Below are 18,041 nucleotides of genomic sequence, written 5' to 3' on the forward strand. Positions count from 1 at the left end.
GCGTGCGGGGCCCACCCGACTCCCCTCCGCCCGTGCGAGCCGCGAGCCGCGGGTGGAGGGGCTCCTTCGTCGTCCCCGGCGAAGGCACCCCCAACCCATTTGTCGAAGGGACGACGGACGAAGATGTTCCATCCCAGACGCACCCTGCGAGCCCTGCTCCTTCCGCTCATCGCGGGGCTCTCCCTGACCGCCCTGCCCGCGCAGACCGCCCAGGCGGCCAGCACGCTCACCAACGGCGGTTTCGAATCGGACGGCGCCGGCTCGGCTGCCCCCACCGGCTGGTCCGAGTACGGCACGACCGCCGCCTCGTACACCGAGTCCGGTGGCCACAGCGGCAGTTACCGCCTCAGCCACTACTCGTCCGCCGCCTACAAGGTGGAGACGTACCAGTACCTGTCCGGGCTGACCAACGGGAACTACACCCTCACCGCCTGGGTCCGCTCCGGCGGCGGCCAGAACTCCGCGTACATCTCCCTGAAGAACTGCGGCAGTTCCGAGCAGCGCACCGACCTGCCGGTCTCCGCCAGCGGCTGGATACGCATCGTCACCTCCATCGCGGTGACGAACAACCAGTGCACGATCAGCATCAACTCCGATGCCAACGCGGGCAACTGGATCAACGTCGACGACCTGACCTTCGCGTCGGGCTCGACGAGCACGTCCATCAAGGGCTCCGACGTCTCCTCGCTCGCCAAGAGCGAGGCCAAGGGCGGCACCTACAAGACCAGTTCGGGCACGACCGGCGACGCGCTCGCGATCCTCAAGTCCGCCGGACAGAACTACGCGCGCGTCAAGGTCTGGGTCAACGCGGCCGACGGCTACAACGGCAAGACGCAGGTCCTGGCGATGGCCAAGCGCATCAAGGCGCAGGGCATGAAGCTGCTGGTCGACTTCCACTACTCCGACACGTGGGCCGACCCGGGTGCGCAGACCGTGCCGTCCGCATGGTCCGGCCACACCTACAGTCAGTTGAAGACGGACGTCTACAACCACACGTACGACGTCCTCAACGCGCTGAAGGCGCAGGGCACCACGGCCGACATGGTCCAGGTCGGCAACGAGATCAACGCCGGCATGCTGTGGTCGGCGGGCTCCACCGACAACTGGTCCCAGCTCGCCGGTCTGCTCAACTCCGGCTACAGCGCGGTGAAGGCGGTCAGCTCCTCGACCCAGGTGGCGCTGCACCTCGCCAAGGGCGGTGACCTGACGGGCACCCGCTGGTGGTTCGACAACGCGGTCGCGAACGGCGTGAACTTCGACGTCATCGGCCTGTCCTACTACGGCTACTGGCACGGTTCGCTCGCCGACTTCCAGACGACCCTGGACGACGCGGCCTCCCGCTACAGCAAGCCGGTGTTCGTCGCCGAGACGGCGTACCCCTTCCGTCTGGACAGCGACGACTCCTACGAGAACATCATCGACCTCTCCAGCGAGCTGGTCTCCGGCTACCCCGCCACCACGGCCGGCCAGACCCGCTGGATGAACGACGTCGCGAGCATCGTGGAGGCCGTCCCGAACGGCCGCGGCCTCGGCGTCTTCTACTGGGAGTCGACCTGGACCGCGGTCACCGGCAACGGCTGGGACCCGACCGACTCGTCCTCCGGCAACGGCTGGGAGAACCAGGCCCTGTTCGACTACGACAACAAGGCGCAGCCGGCGATGGCGTGGTTCAGCCACCGCTAGTCCGGTAGTCCCGCCTGTGCCGAGGGGCCCGGCCGCGTTCGCGCGGCCGGGCCCCTCGTGCGTCGTACGGGGTCAGGCGAAGGAGATGGCCCCGGTGAGCGGGGCGAAGGCGAGTGGATCCGCCGCGGCGCGGTGGTCACCGGCTGGCGGTCACTCGGCCCTCAGCTCCGGGAACAGGGCACGGGTCCGGTCCGGATCGGGCGTGACGAAGACGGCCTCCGCAGTGACCACGGTGTCCTCCTCGGTGCTGATCGAGCCCTCCAGGAATATCTTGCGGCCCTCGGTGCCGGTGACCCGGGCATGCACCCGCAGGGGTGTCTCCAGCGGCACGGGTCGCCGATACCGCACCTGAAGCGAGACCGTCATGCCGGGGAGCCCGGCCCCGGCACAGGCCCACCCCATCACCTCGTCCAGCAGCATCGCGCTCATGCCGCCGTGCCCATAGCCGGGCGGACCCTCGTGGGCGATGCCCAGGGTGCAGCGGCCGATCATCCCGCCGTCGCCGGGTGTCACCCGCATCGGCGGGGCGAGCGGGCTGCCGGGCCCGGTGACGGGGCTGTACATCCGGACCCCGCCGGGGAACTCGTCGACGGCCGGGATCTCCGCCCGTACGCGTCGGTGACCGGTCAACTGCCCGGTGAGCAACCGGACTTCGTCGGTGACGAGGCGCAGCACGTCGGGCGGGGTCTCGGTGCGCACGACGGCGTCCACCAAGGCCCGTAGCTCATCGCCGAGTTCGGTGATCGCGGCGCGCTGGTCGTCCAGTCGCTCTCCTGCCGGTGGTGCGGGAACGGGGTGGGTGGGGGTTGCGGTGGGTGTCGCGTTCATCGGGTTTCTCGGTCGGGGCGTGCTCAGGCGTCGGTGCGCACGAAGACGGGCTTGAGGTGCTTCTCGGGGAGGGCGTCCGGGAGTTGCTCCCAGTCGAAGACGTCGGAGACGACGCGTGCCGGGTCCACGTTCCCTGAGCGGGCGAGGGCGAGGGCGTCGGGGATGTGGTTGCGGACGTTGTCGCGGGCGATGCGCAGGGTGACGCCGGTGAGGTACATGTCGAGCAGGGGCAGTTCGCCGGGGCGGAAGTGGTTGCCCGCGGACTCGCACATTCCTTCCGGGGCCAGGGACTTGACGGCGAGGGCGAGCTGGTCGACGCGGCCGGTGGCCTCGACGGCGAGGTCGAAGCCGTGCCGGACGGGCTCGATCGCCTCGGCCGTGCGGGCGCCGTAGCTCTCGGCGAGCGCGCGGTGCTCCGGGTCGGGATCGACGTAGAGGACGTCGGAGGCCCCCAGCGCGCGGGCGATGTCGCAGACGTACAGGCCGATGCTGCCGCGCGCGACCACCAGCACACGGGCGCCTGGCCTCGCCTTGAGGTGGGGTGCGACCAGGCGCCAGGACAGGGACCAGTTGTCGCTGGCCGAGGCCATGGCGACGGGGTCCAGATCGCCGGGCAGGGGCACGAGCATGGCGTCCGCCCAGGGGACGCGGACCAGGTCGGAGAAGAGGCCGCCCCAGTCGCCGCCGATCGGGGCGCCGTACATGGCCATGTGCGGTACGGCCGAGCAGTGGGCGGTGAGACCGGCCCGACAGCTGTCGCAGGAACCGCAGTTGATGGACCACGGGACGACCACCAGATCGCCGGGGGACATCGACGTCACCGCGTCCCCGGTCTCGACGACCCGGGCCACGCACTCGTGCCCGAGGGCGAACGGCGGGTCGATGAAGCCGTGCCCGGCGAGGATCGCGGAGTCGACGTCACACGAAGTGGCGGCCACCGGAGCGACGATCGCCTCCTGGCCGGACCGGAGCTTGGGGTCGGGCGCCTCCCGCCATTCGACGGTGCGCCGGGCGACGTAGGTCAGTTCACGCATCGGCCCGCTGCCCCTTCGCGAGCGCCACCAGGTCGGCGTAGCGGATGACGGAGCCGCCCGCGCCCCAGGTGCCGTCGGCCTGCTCGTGCACCAGCACCCACACCCGCAGGGCGTCGTCGTCGGTGAGCCCGGCGGCGTCGAGCACCGTCTTGGTGGCGTCCTGGACCAGCCCGGCCTTGCGCCGCTCGGACACCGCGCCCTGCGGGACCGTCACCTCCACGAGGAACCGGGGTGCGTCGTCCTCGGCGGTGGTCTGCGCGCCCTCGGGCAGCTCGACGAGGTAGCTCCACGCCTGGGCGCGGAAGAACGCGGTGTCGGGCGCCCCTTCCCAGCGCAGCAGGACGGCGGCCAGGTCGCGCTGGACGGTCTTGCGGCCCTCCTCGGTGAGGGAGCCGGACGGGGCGGTGAGCCGGATCATCGGCATGCGGAACTCCTCGGGCGGTCGAGATGCATGATCTATGACGAGTGTTATAACGCAAGCTCACGCTAGACTATGACGAGCGTTATATCCAGAGTGGTTCAGAGCGGCTCAGGGTGATTCGGAGCGGTTCGGAGTGGTTCAGCGTGTTCGAGAGGGGAGTGCGGCCTTGGCCAAACCCAGCGCGCCGTCGCGTGAGCGCATCGTGGCCGGTGCGGCCGATCTGATCAGCAGGCGTGGTCTCAACGCCGCGAGCATCAGGGAGCTGGCCAAACACGCCAAGGCGCCGCTCGGCTCGACCTACCACTACTTCCCCGAGGGCAAGCAGCAGGTCGCGACCGAGGCGGTGCGGTACGCGGGCGGAGCGGTCGCGCGCGTGCTGCGCAAGGAACTGGAGGCGGGCCCGGTCGCCGGACTGCGCGCCTTCCTCGCCCTGTGGCGCGGCATCGTCGTCGACAGCGACTTCCGCGCCGGGTGCCCCGTGCTGGCCGTCGCCGTGGAGGAGCCGCCGGTCGACGAGGCCTCGCCGGCGCTGGCGGCCGCCGCCGAGGCGTTCGAGGACTGGGAGCGGCTGCTCGCCGACGCGCTGCGGGCGGAGGGGGTCTCGCCGGAGCAGGCGGCGGGGCTGGCGACTCTCGCCGTGGCCGCCGTGGAAGGCGCGACCGCCATGTGCCGGGCCCGGCGCAGCGCCGAACCCCTCGACCGGGTCGGAGAGCAGCTGGAAGCGGCGATCGAGGGCGCGCTGGGCCGTACGGCCTGAGGTCTCAGACGGTCGCCCGGCACCGGCACCGGCTCTGTCGCCGCCGCTGGCCATGTGCGATCGTCCGCAGAAGTACACAGACGTTCTCCGCATGTCCGTTCGGTATCGGACAAGCCATGTGAAGTCCGTACACGGTGGCCTCAACTGCGGGACAGTGGGAACACGCGGTACGAGGAGGTCGACCGGAGGGGGACGACAATGCTGAGGACTCCTGTCAGTGAGCGACGGCTGGACATCCTGGAGTGGCTGAAGGATCCGGTCGCGCACTTCCCGTCGCACCGTCGCGGGGACCTCACCGAGGACGGCGTCACCGCGGAGGCCGTGGCCGCCAAGCTCGGGGTATGCCGCCAGGTCGCCGACACCCACCTCGAACTCCTCGCGGACATCGGCCTGTTGCGCGCCAAGCGGATCCGGCGGCACACGTACTACCGGCGTGACGAAGTCCGCATAGCCGAAGTGGCGCGGATGTTCGAGAAGGGCTGGTAAGAACTTCCGGGGTCGTTGACGGACCCTCAGGCGACGAAGGGCGGATGTCTCCGTGGAGCGTGCACAGGTGCTGGTCCCGCGCAGATACGTCGCGATCGGCGCCCGAGGACCGGAGGACGTCGTCGCCGACAGCCGGGGCCGTGTCCTGACCGGGGTGGAGGACGGCCGCATCCTCCGCCTCGACGGACTGGCCGACCCGGCCGCGGCCCGTGTCGAGGTCCTCGCCGAGACCGGTGGCCGCCCGCTCGGCCTCGAACTCCTCGCCGACGACACCCTGTTGGTGTGCGACGCCGAACTCGGGCTGCTGCGCGTCGACTTGACCACCGGAGTCGTCCGCATCCTCGCCGACTCGGTGGCGGGGGAGCGGCTGCGGTTCTGCAGCAACACGGTCGCCCTCTCCGACGGCAGCGTGTACTTCACCGTCTCCAGCCGCCGTTACCCCCTCGACCAGTGGATCGGCGACCTCGTCGAACACACCGGTACGGGCCGCCTGTTGCGCCTCGCCCCCGGCAGCGAGACACCCGAAGTCCTCCTGGACGGACTCCAGTTCGCCAACGGCCTCGCCCCGAGCGGCGACGAGTCCTTCCTGGTCGTGGCCGAGACCGGCGCGTACCGCCTCACCCGCCATTGGCTCACCGGCCCGAAGGCGGGCCGCTCCGAGCCCTTCGTCGAGAACCTCCCCGGCATGCCCGACAACATCTGGCGCGCCCGCCCCGACGGACCGATCTGGGTGTCCCTGGCCGGCCCCCGCGTCCCCCCGCTCGACCTCCTGCACCGCGCCGCCCCCGCCGTCCGCCGTGCCGCCGCCCAGGCGGCCGTGCACGCGCCCTTCCGCCCCACCGGCACGATCGGCGTCCTGGCTGTCGACGACCACGGCGCCACCGTCCACCACCTCGCCCGCCGCCGCTCCGGCTTCCGCATGGTCACCAGCGTCTGCGAGGCCGCCGGTCACCTGGTCCTGGGGAGCCTGTGGGAGCGGGGCGTGGCCCTGTGCGAGCCGCCCGCCCCCAAGTGACCCCGGCGTTACCCTGTTGACGGCCGTGATCAGGCCGTCCAGGCAGGAGACGTACGACCATGACAGCCCCGGAGACCGACACCCTCCGCGTCACCACCCCCCGGCGGTCGGTCCTGCGCGGCCAAGGCCCTGTCGTCGCCGTGGTCGCGCTCGGCGGCGCTCTCGGGGCCACCGCCCGTTACGCGCTCTCCCTCTGGTGGCCCCTCCAGCCCGGCGGATTCCCCTGGGCGACCTTCTGGACCAACGTCGTCGGCTGCGCGGTCATAGGCGTGTTCATGGTGCTCATCACCGACGCGTGGGCCGCCCACCGCCTGGTCCGCCCCTTCTTCGGCACCGGCGTCCTCGGCGGCTTCACCACCTTCTCGACCTACGCCGTCGACATCCAGAAACTCATCGACTCCGGCCACCCCGGCACGGGCCTGGCCTATCTCGCCGCGACCCTGTTCGCGGCCCTCACCGCGGTGTGGCTCGCCGCCACGGCGACCCGCCGCGCCCTGAAGCGGAGGCGGCCATGACGAGGCTGACCGGCGGCGCCCTGCGGGTGACCGTGTTCATCGGCGAGAACGACACCTGGCATCACAAGCCCCTGTACAGCGAGATCGTGCACCGCGCCCACCGGGCGGGCCTCGCCGGCGCCAGCGTCTTCCGGGGCGTCGAGGGCTTCGGCGCCTCCTCCCGGATCCACACCTCCCGGCTGCTGTCCCTGAGCGAGGACCTGCCGGTCGCGATCATCATCGTCGACACCGAGGAGCGCGTACGGGCGTTCCTGCCGCAGCTCGACGAACTCGTCACCGAAGGCCTGGTCATCCTCGACGACTGCGAGGTCATCAGGTACGTCGGCCGCGACGGGAAATCCGGCGAATCGGACACGAAAGGTAAGAGCTCGTTGTGAACTGGCTGCTGGTCGTCACGGGCGCCATGGTCGGCGCCCCGCTCCGCTATCTCACCGACCGCGCGATCCAGTCCCGCCACGACTCGGTCTTCCCCTGGGGCACCTTCGCCGTCAACGTCACCGGGTGTCTCATCCTCGGCCTGCTGACCGGCGCCGCCGGTTCCCACCACCTCCAGCTCCTGCTGGGCACCGGACTGTGCGGCGCCCTGACCACGTACTCGACCTTCTCGTACGAGACCCTGCGGCTGACCGAGACAGGAGCCGGGCTGTACGCCCTCGCCAATGTCGGCGCGAGCCTGGTCGCCGGTCTGGGGGCGGCGTTCGTGGGCGTGGAGCTTGCCCAGGCGGTGTAGAACTGTGCCCGCCGTGTCCCGCCCGCCCCGCCGGAAGAACTGGAACCCATGAGCGCCATCAGCGTCGGTCAGGCCGTCGTCCTCGGAGCCGTCGAGGGGGTGACCGAGTTCCTGCCCGTCTCCTCCACCGGCCATCTGAAGATCGCCGAGGGGCTCATGAACATCCCCGTCGACGACGACGCCGTCGTCGGATTCTCGGCCGTCATCCAGGTCGGCGCGATCGCCGCCGTGCTCGTGTACTTCTTCAAGGACATCGTGCGGATCGTCTCCGCGTGGGGGCGTGGACTGCGTGACAAGGAGGAGCGGTACCACCACGACTACAAGTTCGCCTGGTGGGTGATCTACGCGACCATCCCGATCGTCGCCGTGGGCCTCGCCGCGAAGCCCCTCATCGAGGGCCCGCTCGCTTCCCTGTGGGTGGTCGCGGGCTCCCTGATCGTCGGCAGCGGTGTGATGTGGGCGGCGGACCAGATGGGCCGGCACAAGCGAGGGGAGGACGACACCACGCTCAAGGACGCGATGCTCGTGGGCAGCTCCCAGATCCTCGCCCTGCTCTTCCCCGGCTTCTCCCGCTCCGGTGCCACCATGTCGACGGCGCTGATGCTCGACCTCGACCGCGTCGCCGCCACCCGTCTGTCGTTCTTCCTCGGCATCCCCGCCCTGACCGGCGCCGGCATCTACGAACTCAAGGACGCCCTCGGCAGCGGCGCGGGCGTGGCCCCGCTGGCCGTCGGCACGGCCGTGTCCTTCGTCGTGGCCTACGCCTCCATCGCCTGGCTGCTGAAGTTCGTGGCCAAGCACTCCTTCAACGCGTTCGTGATCTACCGGATCGTCGTGGGCGTGCTGCTGTTCGGCTTGCTGGCCACGGGCGCGCTGAGCGGCTGACCCGGCCCGCCGGGGGTGTGAGGCGGCTTTCATGTCTCACACCCCGTGAAAATCTCCATTCGCATGCCTTGACAGGGGCCTCCCGCCGCCCGGAGTATCTCTCCCGTGAACCTGTCAGACAGCCGGACAGCCGGACAGCCCCCGCGTCGGGTCAGCGCCATGGAAGCGGTGCTGGCCTACCTGCGAGGCGCCATCGAGAGTGGGGAGTACGCCATCGGCGAGAAGCTCCCCTCCGAGGCCGAGCTCTGCCGCACCCTGGAGGTCAGCCGGCCCGTCCTGCGCGAGGCCCTCAGGGCGCTCCAGACCATGGGCCTGACCGTCTCCAAGACCGGCAAGGGCACCTTCGTCGTCGCCAACGCGGTGGAGGACCCCACCTTCGGCGACTACGCGGCCAGCGACCTGCTGGAAGTCCGCCGCCACGTCGAGATCCCCGTCGCCGGGTACGCGGCCCTGCGCCGCACCCCGGAGAACCTCGACCACCTGGCCCATCTCCTGGACCGCATGGAGCGGGAGACGGACACCACCGCGTGGGTCGCGATGGACACCCTCTTCCATCTCGCCGTGGCCGAGGCCGCCCAGAACCCGGTGTTCCGCCGGGTCATCGAGGAGATCCGTGACGCACTGGCGCGTCAGTCGGCGTTCCTCAACGAACTGGGCGGCCGCCGGGAGCAGTCCAACCGGGAGCACCGGGAGATCGTCGAGGCGCTGATCGACGGTTCCGAACTCGACGCGGTGGAGGCCATGTCCCACCACCTCGACCGCGTCGAGACCACCCTCACCGACATCGTGCGTTCCCCGGGCCATGGTGGCCATGGCAACAGTCATGATCATGGCAAGGCCCCGGGCACGGACACCCCCACGGAAGGCGAACCCCAGGCGTGAGCGAGCAGAGCCTGCACGACGGCGTGCAGAAACGTTCCGGCCATGTCGACGCCGGAGACGAGGGCTACAGCAAGTCGCTGAAGTCCCGGCACGTCAACATGATCGCCATCGGCGGCGCCATCGGCACCGGCCTCTTCCTCGGCGCGGGCGGCCGCCTCGCCGACGCCGGCCCCTCGTTGTTCCTCGCCTACGCGGTCTGCGGCGTCTTCGCCTTCCTGGTGGTCCGCGCCCTCGGCGAGCTCGTCCTGTACCGCCCGTCCTCCGGCGCCTTCGTGTCGTACGCCCGGGAGTTCCTCGGCGAGAAGGGCGCGTACGTAGCGGGCTGGATGTACTTCCTCAACTGGGCCACCACCGGCATCGCCGACATCACCGCGGTGGCCGTCTACACCCACTACTGGGGCATGTTCTCCGACATCCCGCAGTGGGTGATCGCGCTCATCGCGCTCGCCGTCGTCCTCACCGTGAACCTCATCTCGGTGAAGATGTTCGGCGAGCTGGAGTTCTGGTTCGCCATCATCAAGGTGGGCGCGCTCGTGGCGTTCATGCTGATCGGCATCTTCCTGCTGGCCACCCAGCACGAGGTCGGCGACACCACCCCGGGCCCGGCCCTGATCACCGACAACGGCGGCATCTTCCCCAACGGCCTGCTGCCCATGCTGCTGATCCTCCAGGGCGTCGTCTTCGCCTACGCCTCGGTGGAGCTGGTGGGCGTCGCGGCCGGTGAGACCGAGAACCCCGAGAAGATCCTGCCGAAGGCGATCAACTCGATCATGTGGCGCGTCGGCCTCTTCTACGTCGGCTCGGTCGTCCTGCTCTCCATGCTGCTGCCCTGGAACAAGTACACCGGCGGCCAGAGCCCCTTCGTGACCGTCCTCTCCAACATCGGCATTCCGGCGGCCGGCGGCGTCATGAACCTCGTCGTCCTCACCGCGGCCATGTCCTCGCTCAACTCCGGCCTGTACTCCACCGGCCGCATCCTGCGCTCCATGGCCAAGTCCGGCTCCGCGCCGAAGTTCACCGGCGTCATGAGCCGCAGCCAGGTCCCGTACGGCGGCATTCTGCTCACGAGCGGTATCTGTGTCCTCGGCGTCGGCCTCAACTTCGTGGTCCCCGCCGACGCGTTCGAGATCGTGCTCAACTTCGCCGCGATCGGGATCCTGTCCACCTGGGGCATGATCATGATCTGTCACCTGGTCTTCTGGCAGAAGACCGAGAAGGGCGAACTGACCCGCCCCGGTTACCGCCTCCCGGGCTCCCCCTGGACCGAACTCGTGACGCTGGCCTTCCTCGCCTCCGTCCTGGTCCTCATGTACGCCGACGGCGGCGTCGGACGCACCACCGTGCTGTGTCTGCCGCTGATCGTGGGGGCGCTCGTCGGCGGCTGGTACGCCGTCCGCGGCCGGGTCGCCCGCGCCGCCGCCTCATCCTCGACCGAATCCACCGCCGCCGACGCGTGATCCGCGTGGCGCACCTCTAGAAACAGGACGTGATGTACAGCAGTCCCGTCGCGGACCCACCCCTGATCCGCGAGCCCCTCCACGCTCCCGTCGCCCACCTCATACGCGGCGGGGTCGTGGAGGGCATCCACTACGGTTCCGTCGTCGTGCTCGGTTCGGACGGACGGGTCCAGTTCCAGCTCGGTGACATCGAGGCGGCGTTCTATCCGCGCTCTGCGCTGAAGCCGGTGCAGGCGGTCGCCATGGTGCGGGCGGGGCTGCCGCTCGACGGGGAACTGCTCTCGCTGGCTGCCGCGAGCCATTCCGGCGAGGAACGGCACCTCGCCGGGACGCGGCGGATTCTCGAACTGGCCGGGGTCTCCGAGGACGCCCTGCGCAACGTTCCCGACATGCCGTTCGACCCTGCCGTGCGGGACGAGTGGGTGCGGGCGGGACGTGGGCCCTCGCGGCTCGCCCAGAACTGCTCCGGCAAGCACGCGGCGATGCTCTACACATGCGTGCTGAACGGGTGGCCGCTCGAGGGGTACCTCGATCCGTCGCACCCGCTTCAGCAGGCGATCGCCGAGATCGTCGAGGACCTCACGGGGCAGCGGATCGCGCGGGTGACCGTGGACGGGTGCGGGGCGCCCTTGTTCTCCGTGTCCTTGAACGGGCTCGCCCGTGCCGTCTCGCGGATCGCCTCCGCGGTGCCCGGTACGCCGGAGGCGCGGGTCGCCGAGGCGATGCGTGAGTTTCCGGAGATGGCGTCCGGGGCGAGGCGGGATGTCGCCGCGCTGATGCGGGCCGTGCCGGGGTTGCTGTCCAAGGACGGGTTCGAGGGGGTTCAGGTTGCCGCGCTTCCGGATGGTCGGGCCGTTGCCGTGAAGATCGCGGATGGGGCCAATCGGGCGCGGATTCCTGTGGCCGCGGCTGCGCTTGCTCGGGCGGGCGTCGACGAGGGGTTGCTCGCGGAGTTCGCCGGTGAGGCGTTGCTCGGGGGTGGCGTGCCGGTCGGTGCGGTTCGGCCTGTTCGGTCGCTGGAGCCTGTTGTTGTCTCGGCCTGCGCCTAAGGATGTGCCGCGCTCGATGAATTGCGACTGCGGACCGGTTGTGGCTGGTCGCGCAGTTCCCCGCGCCCCTAACAGCATTCACCTCGCCCCCATCTGAAAGAGGCACCGAAACCCATGACCACCGTCGTCACCCGTCGTGAGCATGATCTGCTTGGTGACCGGGATGTTCCCGTCGACGCCTACTGGGGTGTTCACACCCTGCGTGCCGTCGAGAACTTTCCCATCACCGGGACTCCCATCTCCGCCTATCCCCACCTCATCGACGCTCTTGCCGCCGTGAAGGAGGCCGCCGCTCTCGCCAATGAGGAGCTCGGGCTGCTGGAGCCGCGGAAGGCCGCCGCCATTGTCGAGGCCTGCCGGGAGATCCGGGACGGGAAGCTGCACGATCAGTTCGTGGTCGATGTCATTCAGGGTGGGGCCGGTACCTCGACCAACATGAATGCCAACGAGGTTGTCGCGAACCGGGCGTTGGAGCTGCTGGGGTACGCCAAGGGGGAGTATCAGCACCTGCACCCCAATGAGGACGTCAACTTGGGGCAGTCCACCAATGACGTCTACCCGACCGCGGTCAAGGTGGCGACGGTCTTCGCGGTGCGTGGACTGCTCAAGGCGATGGCTGTACTGCAGGACTCGTTCGGCCGTAAGGCGGTCGAGTTCCGTGATGTGCTCAAGATGGGCCGTACACAGTTGCAGGACGCGGTGCCGATGACGCTCGGTCAAGAGTTCTCGGCGTTCGCCGTCATGATTGACGAGGATCGCAACCGTCTTGACGAGGCCGTGCAGTTGATCCATGAGATCAACCTGGGTGCCACGGCCATCGGGACCGGGCTCAACGCTCCCGTCGGGTATGCCGAGGCGGCTCGTCGTCATCTCGCCGAGATCACCGGGCTGCCGCTGGTCACCGCCGCCAACCTGGTGGAGGCCACGCAGGACTGCGGGGCGTTCGTCCAGATGTCGGGTGTGCTCAAGCGGGTCGCCGTGAAGCTCAGCAAGAGCTGCAATGATCTGCGGCTGCTGTCGTCCGGGCCGCGTGCGGGGCTCGGGGAGATCAACCTGCCGCCTGTACAGGCCGGTTCGTCGATCATGCCGGGCAAGGTGAACCCGGTGATCCCCGAGGTGGTCAACCAGGTCGCCTTCGAAGTCATCGGCAATGACGTGACGATCACGATGGCGGCGGAGGCGGGGCAGCTTCAGCTCAACGCGTTCGAGCCGATCATCCTGCACTCCCTGTCGGAGTCCCTCACGCATCTGCGCGCCGCCTGCCTCACGCTCGCCGAGCGCTGCGTGGACGGCATCACCGCCAACACCGAGGTGCTGCGCGCGACCGTCGAGAACTCCATCGGCCTGGTGACCGCCCTCAACCCGCACATCGGGTACACGGCCGCCACCGACATCGCCAAGGAGGCCCTCGTCACCGGCCGCGGTGTCGCCGAACTCGTCCTGGAGAAGGGGCTGCTGCCCGCCGAGACCCTCGCCGACCTGCTGCGGCCCGAGGTCGTCGCGGGCACCGGCCAGGCGCTCGCCTGACCCGCCCCACTTGCCGACCTGATCCGCTGATGCGCGTCCCGACCGGCCCGGAGGCACAATGGTGATCATGAGTTCGTCCATGACCTTCGAGCCGGTCCTGGCACGCATCGCCGAGGAGATCGAGCGCACCCCGGGGCGTGGCCGGCCCGCCGACTACATCCCGGCGCTCGCCGCCTGCGACCCGCGCCGCTTCGGCATGGCTGTCGCGGAGCTGGACGGCACGGTGTACGGCGTGGGGGACTGGCGGCAGCCGTTCTCCACCCAGTCCATCACCAAGGTCTTCACCCTCGCCCTCGACCTGGCCCGCGAGGGCGACGCGCTCTGGGAGCACGTGGGCCGCGAACCCTCCGGCAACCCCTTCAACTCCCTGGTCCAGCTGGAGTACGAGAGCGGCATCCCGCGCAACCCGTTCATCAACGCGGGCGCGCTCGTCGTCACCGACCGCCTCCAGACCCGTACCGGAGACGCGGCCGGAGAACTGCTCTCCTTCCTGCGCGTCGAGAGCGGCAATCTCTCTCTGGACTTCGACAAGGAGGTCGCCGCCTCCGAGTCCGCCCACGGCGACCGCAACGCCGCCCTCGCCCATTTCATGGCGTCCTACGGCAACATCGACAACCCGGTCCCGGTCCTCCTCGACCAGTACTTCCGCCAGTGCTCCCTCCTGGCCTCCTGCGCCGACCTGGCCCTCGCCACCTCCTTCCTCGCCCGCCACGGCATCCGCGCCGACGGCACCCGCCTCCTCACCCGCAGCCAGGCCAAGCAGGTCAACGCGGTGATGCTGACCTGCGGGACGTACGACGCGGCCGGGGACTTCGCCTACCGGGTCGGTCTCCCGGGCAAGAGCGGGGTGGGCGGCGGGATCATCGCGGTGGTGCCGGGGCGGTGCACGCTGTGCGTGTGGAGCCCCGGGCTCGACGAACGCGGCAACTCGGTGGCGGGCGTGGCGGCGCTGGACCGGTTCACGACGCTGACGGGGCTGTCGGTCTTCTGAGGCGTTGATCTCACCGCTCGGTCACACGTCGGCTTCCCACCGGAGGGCCCCGCGTCGATTTCCCGCCACCCGGCGTTGACACGCTTCCCGAGTGTTGGCCATGGCTTTCCCCGTCGATCTCCGCCGCTGTCAGGTTCTCGGCCTGGCCGGAACCGCCGTCCTGGCGCTGGGCGGTGACACCGCCGGCGCCCTGCCCGTCCGCGAACTCCTGGCCCCCGCCAATGTCCGCGTCGCGCTGGGCCTGGTAGGGGTCTACTTCGGTGTCGTCCTTCTCATAGCCGCCTGGCTGCTTCTGGGACGGCTCGTCCGCAGTACCGAACCGCCGAGCCCACGCGCCCTGCTGGGGGTTCTCGTCATCTGGGCGGCCCCCCTCCTGCTCGCCCCGCCCCTCTTCAGCCGCGACGTCTACAGCTACCTCGCCCAGGGCGCCATGGTCGACGCCCACATCGACGTGTACGCGCACGGCCCCGCCCAGCTCGGAGGCCCGCTCGCCGACGAGGTCGCCCCCCTCTGGCGGCACACGGCGGCCCCGTACGGCCCGGTCTTCCTCGCCGTCGCCTCCGCGCTGGCCGGACTCACCCGCGGTGAACTCCCCGCCGGGCTCTTCGGCATGCGTCTGATCGCCCTGTTCGGGGTGGCCCTGATGGCGGCCGCACTGCCCCGGCTCGCCCGGCACAGCGGCGCCGACCCGGCCGCCGCGCTCTGGCTCGGCGCCCTCAATCCGCTCGTGCTGCTGCACCTGGTCGCCGGGGCCCACAACGACGCCATCATGCTCGGGCTGCTCGGCGTCGGACTGGTCGCGGCGCTGGGCCGGTGGCCCGCTCTGGGCGCCGTACTCGTCATGCTCGCCGCGCTGGTCAAGGCGCCCGCCGTGCTCGGACTCGCGGCGGTGGTCGTCCTTCAGGTGCGGGGCGGGTACCGGGCCGCCAAGGCCGTGCTGACCACCGTGCTCGCCGCCGCTGCCACCACGGTCGCCGCGACCGCCGTCGCCGGGACGGGATACGGCTGGATAGGCGCCCTCAACACCCCCGTCTCCCCGCAGAACTGGGCCCTCACCAGCCTCCTCGGCCGTGCCACGGGTGCCCTTCTCGAACGGCTCGGCAGCGATCTCGCGCCCCTGGCCGTGCCCGCCTGGCATCTGCTCGGCCTCGCGCTCACCTCGGCCCTGATCGCGGCCATATGGTGGCGGCTGCGCCCACGCCCCGTGTACGCGCTCGGACTCAGTCTCGCCGCCGTGGCCGCGTTCGGACCGGCGATCCGTCCCTGGTACGCCCTGTGGGGACTGTTCCTCATAGCGGCGGCCGCCCCCACCGCCTCGGTACGGCACCGGGTGGCGGCCGTGACGGGCGTCCTCGCGCTCGCCACCCTGCCCAGCGGCGGCCCCGCGGACACCGGGCAGCTGGTCCTGGCCGTCTCCGGCGGGGTGCTGGCGGTCGTCGTCCTCTGGCAGGCCCACCAGGCCGCGCAGGCACCGGCGTGGGGGCACACGGCATGAACCCGCCCCGCACCGACCGCGGCCGGCTCCTGCTGGTCCTGGCGCTCGCCGCCGCCGTCACCGCCTTCACAGCCACCGTGCCGCTGCTGCGCGACTGGTTCGACCTGCGCGTCTACTACGGCAGTGTCGACAGCTGGGTCCACCACGGCGGACGCGTCTACGACTACCGGGTGCCCGGCACGACGTACGGCTTCACCTACCCGCCCTTCGCCGCCCTCGCCATGCTGCCGATGGCCCTGGTCTCGCTGCCCGTCGCGATCGGCGCCGCCCTGCTGCTGAACCTGGCCGCCCTTGCGGTGATCGTGCGCCTGCTGACCGGACGGGCCTGGCGGCGGCACGGCTGGTACGGCTGTGCGCTGGGCGCCTGCGCGCTCGCCCTGTTCGAGCCGCTGCGGGACACGTTCAGCTTCGGCCAGGTCAACCTTCTGCTGCTGGCATCGGTGTTGACCGACGGCTGGCTGCTCGCGACGGGGCGGGGGCGCCGGGCGGGGGTGGGGATCGGGCTGGCGGCGGCGATCAAACTCACGCCGGCGCTGTTCATCGTGCTGCTGCTGATCGCCGGGAGACGGCGGGCGGCCGCCGTCGCCACGTCGGTGGCCGTGGGCGCGACCGTACTGGCCGCCCTGGTGGACCCCGACGCCTCGCGCTTCTACTGGACCGAGGCGCTGTGGGACACGACGCGGGTGGGACGCCTGGACTATGTCTCGAACCAGTCGCTGCAAGGGATCCTGGCCCGTCTCGGCGAGCCGGACCGCTCGCTGTGGGCGGCCCTGGTGCTGCTGGTGCTGGCCGTCTGGGCCGTACGGGCCCGCCGGGCCACGGCGGCGGGGGACTGGCCGGCCGCGTTCGCCCTGACCGGGCTGACCGCGTGCCTGGTCAGCCCGATCACCTGGGTGCACCACCTGGTGTGGCTGCTGCCCGCCTTCGCCGTGCTGGTCCGCGCCGGGCACGCGCGCGTGGCGGGCGCCCTGTACGCGGTGCTGTGCACGAGCGTGGTGTGGCTGTGGTTCCACGACGCGTCCGGCGTCGACGGATTCCTCGGCAGCAACACGTACACCTGGATCACCCTCGGTCTGCTGCTGTGGCTGCCGGCCGGTCAACCCCGGGGCGGCCGCCCCGTCTTGGCCCGCAGGACCAGGGCGACGGCCCCCGCACCGAGCCCGGCGGCACCGACGATCGCCCCCGTCACCGCCCAGCCGGACCCGGAGCCGGCGTCACCGGTAGCGGGGGCGGCGACCGGCACCGCGTCGGGCCCCGGCCTCGGCTTCACGCGCAACGCGTCCAGCGAACCCACCGGATCCACCCGCCCCGCCGCGCCGAACCCCCAGTCCAGCAGCTCCCGCGCCTCCTCGTACACGGCGAAACCACCGCTCGCCTGAGGGTTCATCACGGTGACGACGAGCTTGCGGCCACCCCGCTCGGCGGCGGCGACGAGCGTGTTGCCCGCGTTGCTGGTGTAGCCGTTTTTGACCCCGATCAGCCCGTCGTACGGCTCCACGCCGTCGGCGCCGGTGAGCAGCCGGTTGGTGTTCTGGATGTCGTACGACCATCCGCCGCCACCGGGGAACTTCGCCTCGACCGTGCCGCAGTACCGCGCGAAGTCGGGATTGCGCAGCCCCGCCCACCCGAACACGGCGAGGTCGTACGCGGAGGAGACCTGACCCGGTGTGTCGTATCCGTCGGGGGACCGGACGTGGGTGTCGAGCGCGCCCAGCGAGCGGGCCTTGGCCTGCATCCGCGTGGCCGTGAACCGCCAGCCGCCGCTGAGCCGGGCCAGGACGTGCACGGCGTCGTTCCCGGAGTTGAGGAAGACCCCGCGCCACAGGTCGGCGACCCGGTACGTGCGTTCCTCCCGGACTCCGACGAGGCTGCTCCCGGCGCCGACGTCGGCCAGCTCGTCGTCGCCGACCCGGTGCCGGATGCCTCCGGGCAGCAGGGGCAGCACGGTCAGCGCGAACAGGGTCTTGAGGGTGCTGGCGGGCGGCAGTTTGCGATGTGCGTCGTGCGCCGCGAGCACCTCCCCGCTCGCCGCGTCGGCCACGACCCAGGACAGCGCGGAGACGTCCGGGACCCCGGGGGTGCCCCTGTGCGGCCGTACCTGGGTGCCGGATCGGTACAGCAGCGCGGGGCGTGGTGCCGAGGCGTGCGGGCCGCCGGGTGCGTCGGGGTCGGAGGCCGGGTGCGCGGCCGCGGCGACGGGGGCGAGCGCCAGCAAGCCCGCCGTGCACAGGGCGCAGGTCGACACGGCGGCCCGGGAGGTAAATCCGATGGTCATACCGCAAACGT

The 18,041-nt window shown here is 70.8% G+C and carries 18 protein-coding genes and 1 pseudogene; 15 read left to right on the forward strand and 4 right to left on the reverse strand.

The features are described from left to right. Nucleotides 1–123: 123 nt before the first annotated feature. A complete protein-coding gene (locus tag ABZ928_RS21520; RefSeq protein WP_361521136.1) occupies nt 124–1,683 on the forward strand; it encodes a glycosyl hydrolase 53 family protein in 1,560 nt (519 codons plus the stop codon). 150 nt (nt 1,684–1,833) lie between these two features. On the opposite strand, the gene ABZ928_RS21525 is transcribed toward ABZ928_RS21520, so the two are convergent. Genes ABZ928_RS21525 through ABZ928_RS21535 form a run of 3 tightly spaced genes read right to left on the reverse strand, consistent with a single transcriptional unit; the run spans nt 1,834 to nt 3,969 of the window. Further along, the gene (locus ABZ928_RS21525) at nt 1,834–2,511 is read right to left on the reverse strand and encodes a hotdog domain-containing protein (protein ID WP_361521138.1); all 678 of its coding nucleotides are present in this window, start codon (nt 2,509–2,511) and stop codon (nt 1,834–1,836) included. Between the two features lie 23 nt (nt 2,512–2,534). Next, the gene (locus ABZ928_RS21530) at nt 2,535–3,545 is read right to left on the reverse strand and encodes an alcohol dehydrogenase catalytic domain-containing protein (protein ID WP_361521141.1); all 1,011 of its coding nucleotides are present in this window, start codon (nt 3,543–3,545) and stop codon (nt 2,535–2,537) included. Next, a complete protein-coding gene (locus ABZ928_RS21535) occupies nt 3,538–3,969 on the reverse strand; it encodes a tautomerase family protein (protein ID WP_361521144.1) in 432 nt (143 codons plus the stop codon). The genes ABZ928_RS21530 and ABZ928_RS21535 overlap by 8 nt, the downstream gene beginning before the upstream one ends. Before the next feature lie 163 nt (nt 3,970–4,132). Between ABZ928_RS21535 and ABZ928_RS21540 the strand changes: the two genes are divergently transcribed. From ABZ928_RS21540 to ABZ928_RS21605, 14 genes are all read left to right on the forward strand, one after another. After that, nucleotides 4,133–4,723 (forward strand): TetR/AcrR family transcriptional regulator, encoded by a 591-nt coding sequence (locus ABZ928_RS21540; protein ID WP_361521146.1) that lies wholly within the window; start codon nt 4,133–4,135, stop codon nt 4,721–4,723. 198 nt (nt 4,724–4,921) lie between these two features. Then, a complete protein-coding gene (locus tag ABZ928_RS21545) occupies nt 4,922–5,209 on the forward strand; it encodes a helix-turn-helix domain-containing protein (RefSeq protein ID WP_361521149.1) in 288 nt (95 codons plus the stop codon). Nucleotides 5,210–5,261: 52 nt separating this feature from the next. After that, nucleotides 5,262–6,224 carry an SMP-30/gluconolactonase/LRE family protein gene (locus tag ABZ928_RS21550; RefSeq protein WP_361521152.1) on the forward strand — a complete coding sequence of 321 codons (963 nt, stop codon included), beginning with the start codon at nt 5,262–5,264 and terminating at the stop codon, nt 6,222–6,224. A gap of 59 nt (nt 6,225–6,283) precedes the next feature. Then, nucleotides 6,284–6,739 (forward strand): fluoride efflux transporter CrcB, encoded by a 456-nt coding sequence (gene crcB / locus ABZ928_RS21555; RefSeq protein ID WP_361521155.1) that lies wholly within the window; start codon nt 6,284–6,286, stop codon nt 6,737–6,739. Beyond that, nucleotides 6,736–7,116, forward strand: a complete 381-nt coding sequence (locus tag ABZ928_RS21560; RefSeq protein ID WP_361521158.1) for a DUF190 domain-containing protein — start codon at nt 6,736–6,738, stop codon at nt 7,114–7,116. Before crcB (ABZ928_RS21555) ends, ABZ928_RS21560 begins: the two co-directional genes overlap by 4 nt. Then, a complete protein-coding gene (gene crcB, locus ABZ928_RS21565; protein WP_361521160.1) occupies nt 7,113–7,469 on the forward strand; it encodes a fluoride efflux transporter CrcB in 357 nt (118 codons plus the stop codon). The genes ABZ928_RS21560 and crcB (ABZ928_RS21565) overlap by 4 nt, the downstream gene beginning before the upstream one ends. A 48-nt stretch (nt 7,470–7,517) precedes the next feature. After that, nucleotides 7,518–8,354 (forward strand): undecaprenyl-diphosphate phosphatase, encoded by an 837-nt coding sequence (locus ABZ928_RS21570; protein ID WP_361521162.1) that lies wholly within the window; start codon nt 7,518–7,520, stop codon nt 8,352–8,354. A gap of 159 nt (nt 8,355–8,513) precedes the next feature. Then, on the forward strand, nt 8,514–9,236 hold the full coding sequence (locus ABZ928_RS21575) for a FadR/GntR family transcriptional regulator (RefSeq protein ID WP_361521165.1): 723 nt from the start codon (nt 8,514–8,516) through the stop codon (nt 9,234–9,236). After that, nucleotides 9,233–10,693 (forward strand): amino acid permease, encoded by a 1,461-nt coding sequence (locus ABZ928_RS21580; protein WP_361521168.1) that lies wholly within the window; start codon nt 9,233–9,235, stop codon nt 10,691–10,693. The genes ABZ928_RS21575 and ABZ928_RS21580 overlap by 4 nt, the downstream gene beginning before the upstream one ends. A 32-nt stretch (nt 10,694–10,725) precedes the next feature. Then, nucleotides 10,726–11,742 (forward strand): asparaginase, encoded by a 1,017-nt coding sequence (locus ABZ928_RS21585; RefSeq protein WP_361522237.1) that lies wholly within the window; start codon nt 10,726–10,728, stop codon nt 11,740–11,742. Between the two features lie 114 nt (nt 11,743–11,856). Next, the gene (aspA, locus tag ABZ928_RS21590) at nt 11,857–13,269 is read left to right on the forward strand and encodes an aspartate ammonia-lyase (RefSeq protein WP_361521171.1); all 1,413 of its coding nucleotides are present in this window, start codon (nt 11,857–11,859) and stop codon (nt 13,267–13,269) included. A 58-nt stretch (nt 13,270–13,327) separates the two neighbouring features. After that, on the forward strand, nt 13,328–14,260 hold the full coding sequence (locus ABZ928_RS21595; RefSeq protein WP_361521174.1) for a glutaminase: 933 nt from the start codon (nt 13,328–13,330) through the stop codon (nt 14,258–14,260). Between the two features lie 100 nt (nt 14,261–14,360). Then, nucleotides 14,361–15,755: a polyprenol phosphomannose-dependent alpha 1,6 mannosyltransferase MptB gene (gene mptB / locus ABZ928_RS21600; RefSeq protein ID WP_361521177.1), complete on the forward strand. Its 1,395-nt coding sequence runs from the start codon at nt 14,361–14,363 to the stop codon at nt 15,753–15,755. Beyond that, nucleotides 15,752–17,134, forward strand: coding sequence for a glycosyltransferase 87 family protein (locus ABZ928_RS21605; RefSeq protein ID WP_361521180.1), 1,383 nt, complete (start codon nt 15,752–15,754; stop codon nt 17,132–17,134). The genes mptB and ABZ928_RS21605 overlap by 4 nt, the downstream gene beginning before the upstream one ends. A gap of 11 nt (nt 17,135–17,145) precedes the next feature. Here ABZ928_RS21605 and ABZ928_RS21610 read toward each other — a convergent pair. Continuing rightward, nucleotides 17,146–18,030: pseudogene (locus ABZ928_RS21610) on the reverse strand (serine hydrolase); the annotation flags it as partial. Nucleotides 18,031–18,041 lie beyond the last annotated feature (11 nt).

The sequence above is a fragment of the Streptomyces sp. NPDC046909 genome (assembly GCF_040644695.1).
Lineage (GTDB): Bacteria > Actinomycetota > Actinomycetes > Streptomycetales > Streptomycetaceae > Streptomyces.

Coding starts and splice junctions, on each gene's coding strand:
- ABZ928_RS21530 (WP_361521141.1), bottom strand. CDS start 3,545: ATGCGTGAACTGACCTACGTCGCCCGGCGCACCGTCGAATGGCGGGAG.
- ABZ928_RS21605 (WP_361521180.1), top strand. CDS start 15,752: ATGAACCCGCCCCGCACCGACCGCGGCCGGCTCCTGCTGGTCCTGGCG.
- mptB (WP_361521177.1), top strand. CDS start 14,361: ATGGCTTTCCCCGTCGATCTCCGCCGCTGTCAGGTTCTCGGCCTGGCC.
- aspA (WP_361521171.1), top strand. CDS start 11,857: ATGACCACCGTCGTCACCCGTCGTGAGCATGATCTGCTTGGTGACCGG.
- ABZ928_RS21520 (WP_361521136.1), top strand. CDS start 124: ATGTTCCATCCCAGACGCACCCTGCGAGCCCTGCTCCTTCCGCTCATC.
- ABZ928_RS21575 (WP_361521165.1), top strand. CDS start 8,514: ATGGAAGCGGTGCTGGCCTACCTGCGAGGCGCCATCGAGAGTGGGGAG.
- ABZ928_RS21525 (WP_361521138.1), bottom strand. CDS start 2,511: ATGAACGCGACACCCACCGCAACCCCCACCCACCCCGTTCCCGCACCA.
- ABZ928_RS21585 (WP_361522237.1), top strand. CDS start 10,726: ATGTACAGCAGTCCCGTCGCGGACCCACCCCTGATCCGCGAGCCCCTC.
- ABZ928_RS21560 (WP_361521158.1), top strand. CDS start 6,736: ATGACGAGGCTGACCGGCGGCGCCCTGCGGGTGACCGTGTTCATCGGC.
- ABZ928_RS21535 (WP_361521144.1), bottom strand. CDS start 3,969: ATGCCGATGATCCGGCTCACCGCCCCGTCCGGCTCCCTCACCGAGGAG.
- crcB (WP_361521155.1), top strand. CDS start 6,284: ATGACAGCCCCGGAGACCGACACCCTCCGCGTCACCACCCCCCGGCGG.
- ABZ928_RS21570 (WP_361521162.1), top strand. CDS start 7,518: ATGAGCGCCATCAGCGTCGGTCAGGCCGTCGTCCTCGGAGCCGTCGAG.
- ABZ928_RS21595 (WP_361521174.1), top strand. CDS start 13,328: ATGGTGATCATGAGTTCGTCCATGACCTTCGAGCCGGTCCTGGCACGC.
- ABZ928_RS21545 (WP_361521149.1), top strand. CDS start 4,922: ATGCTGAGGACTCCTGTCAGTGAGCGACGGCTGGACATCCTGGAGTGG.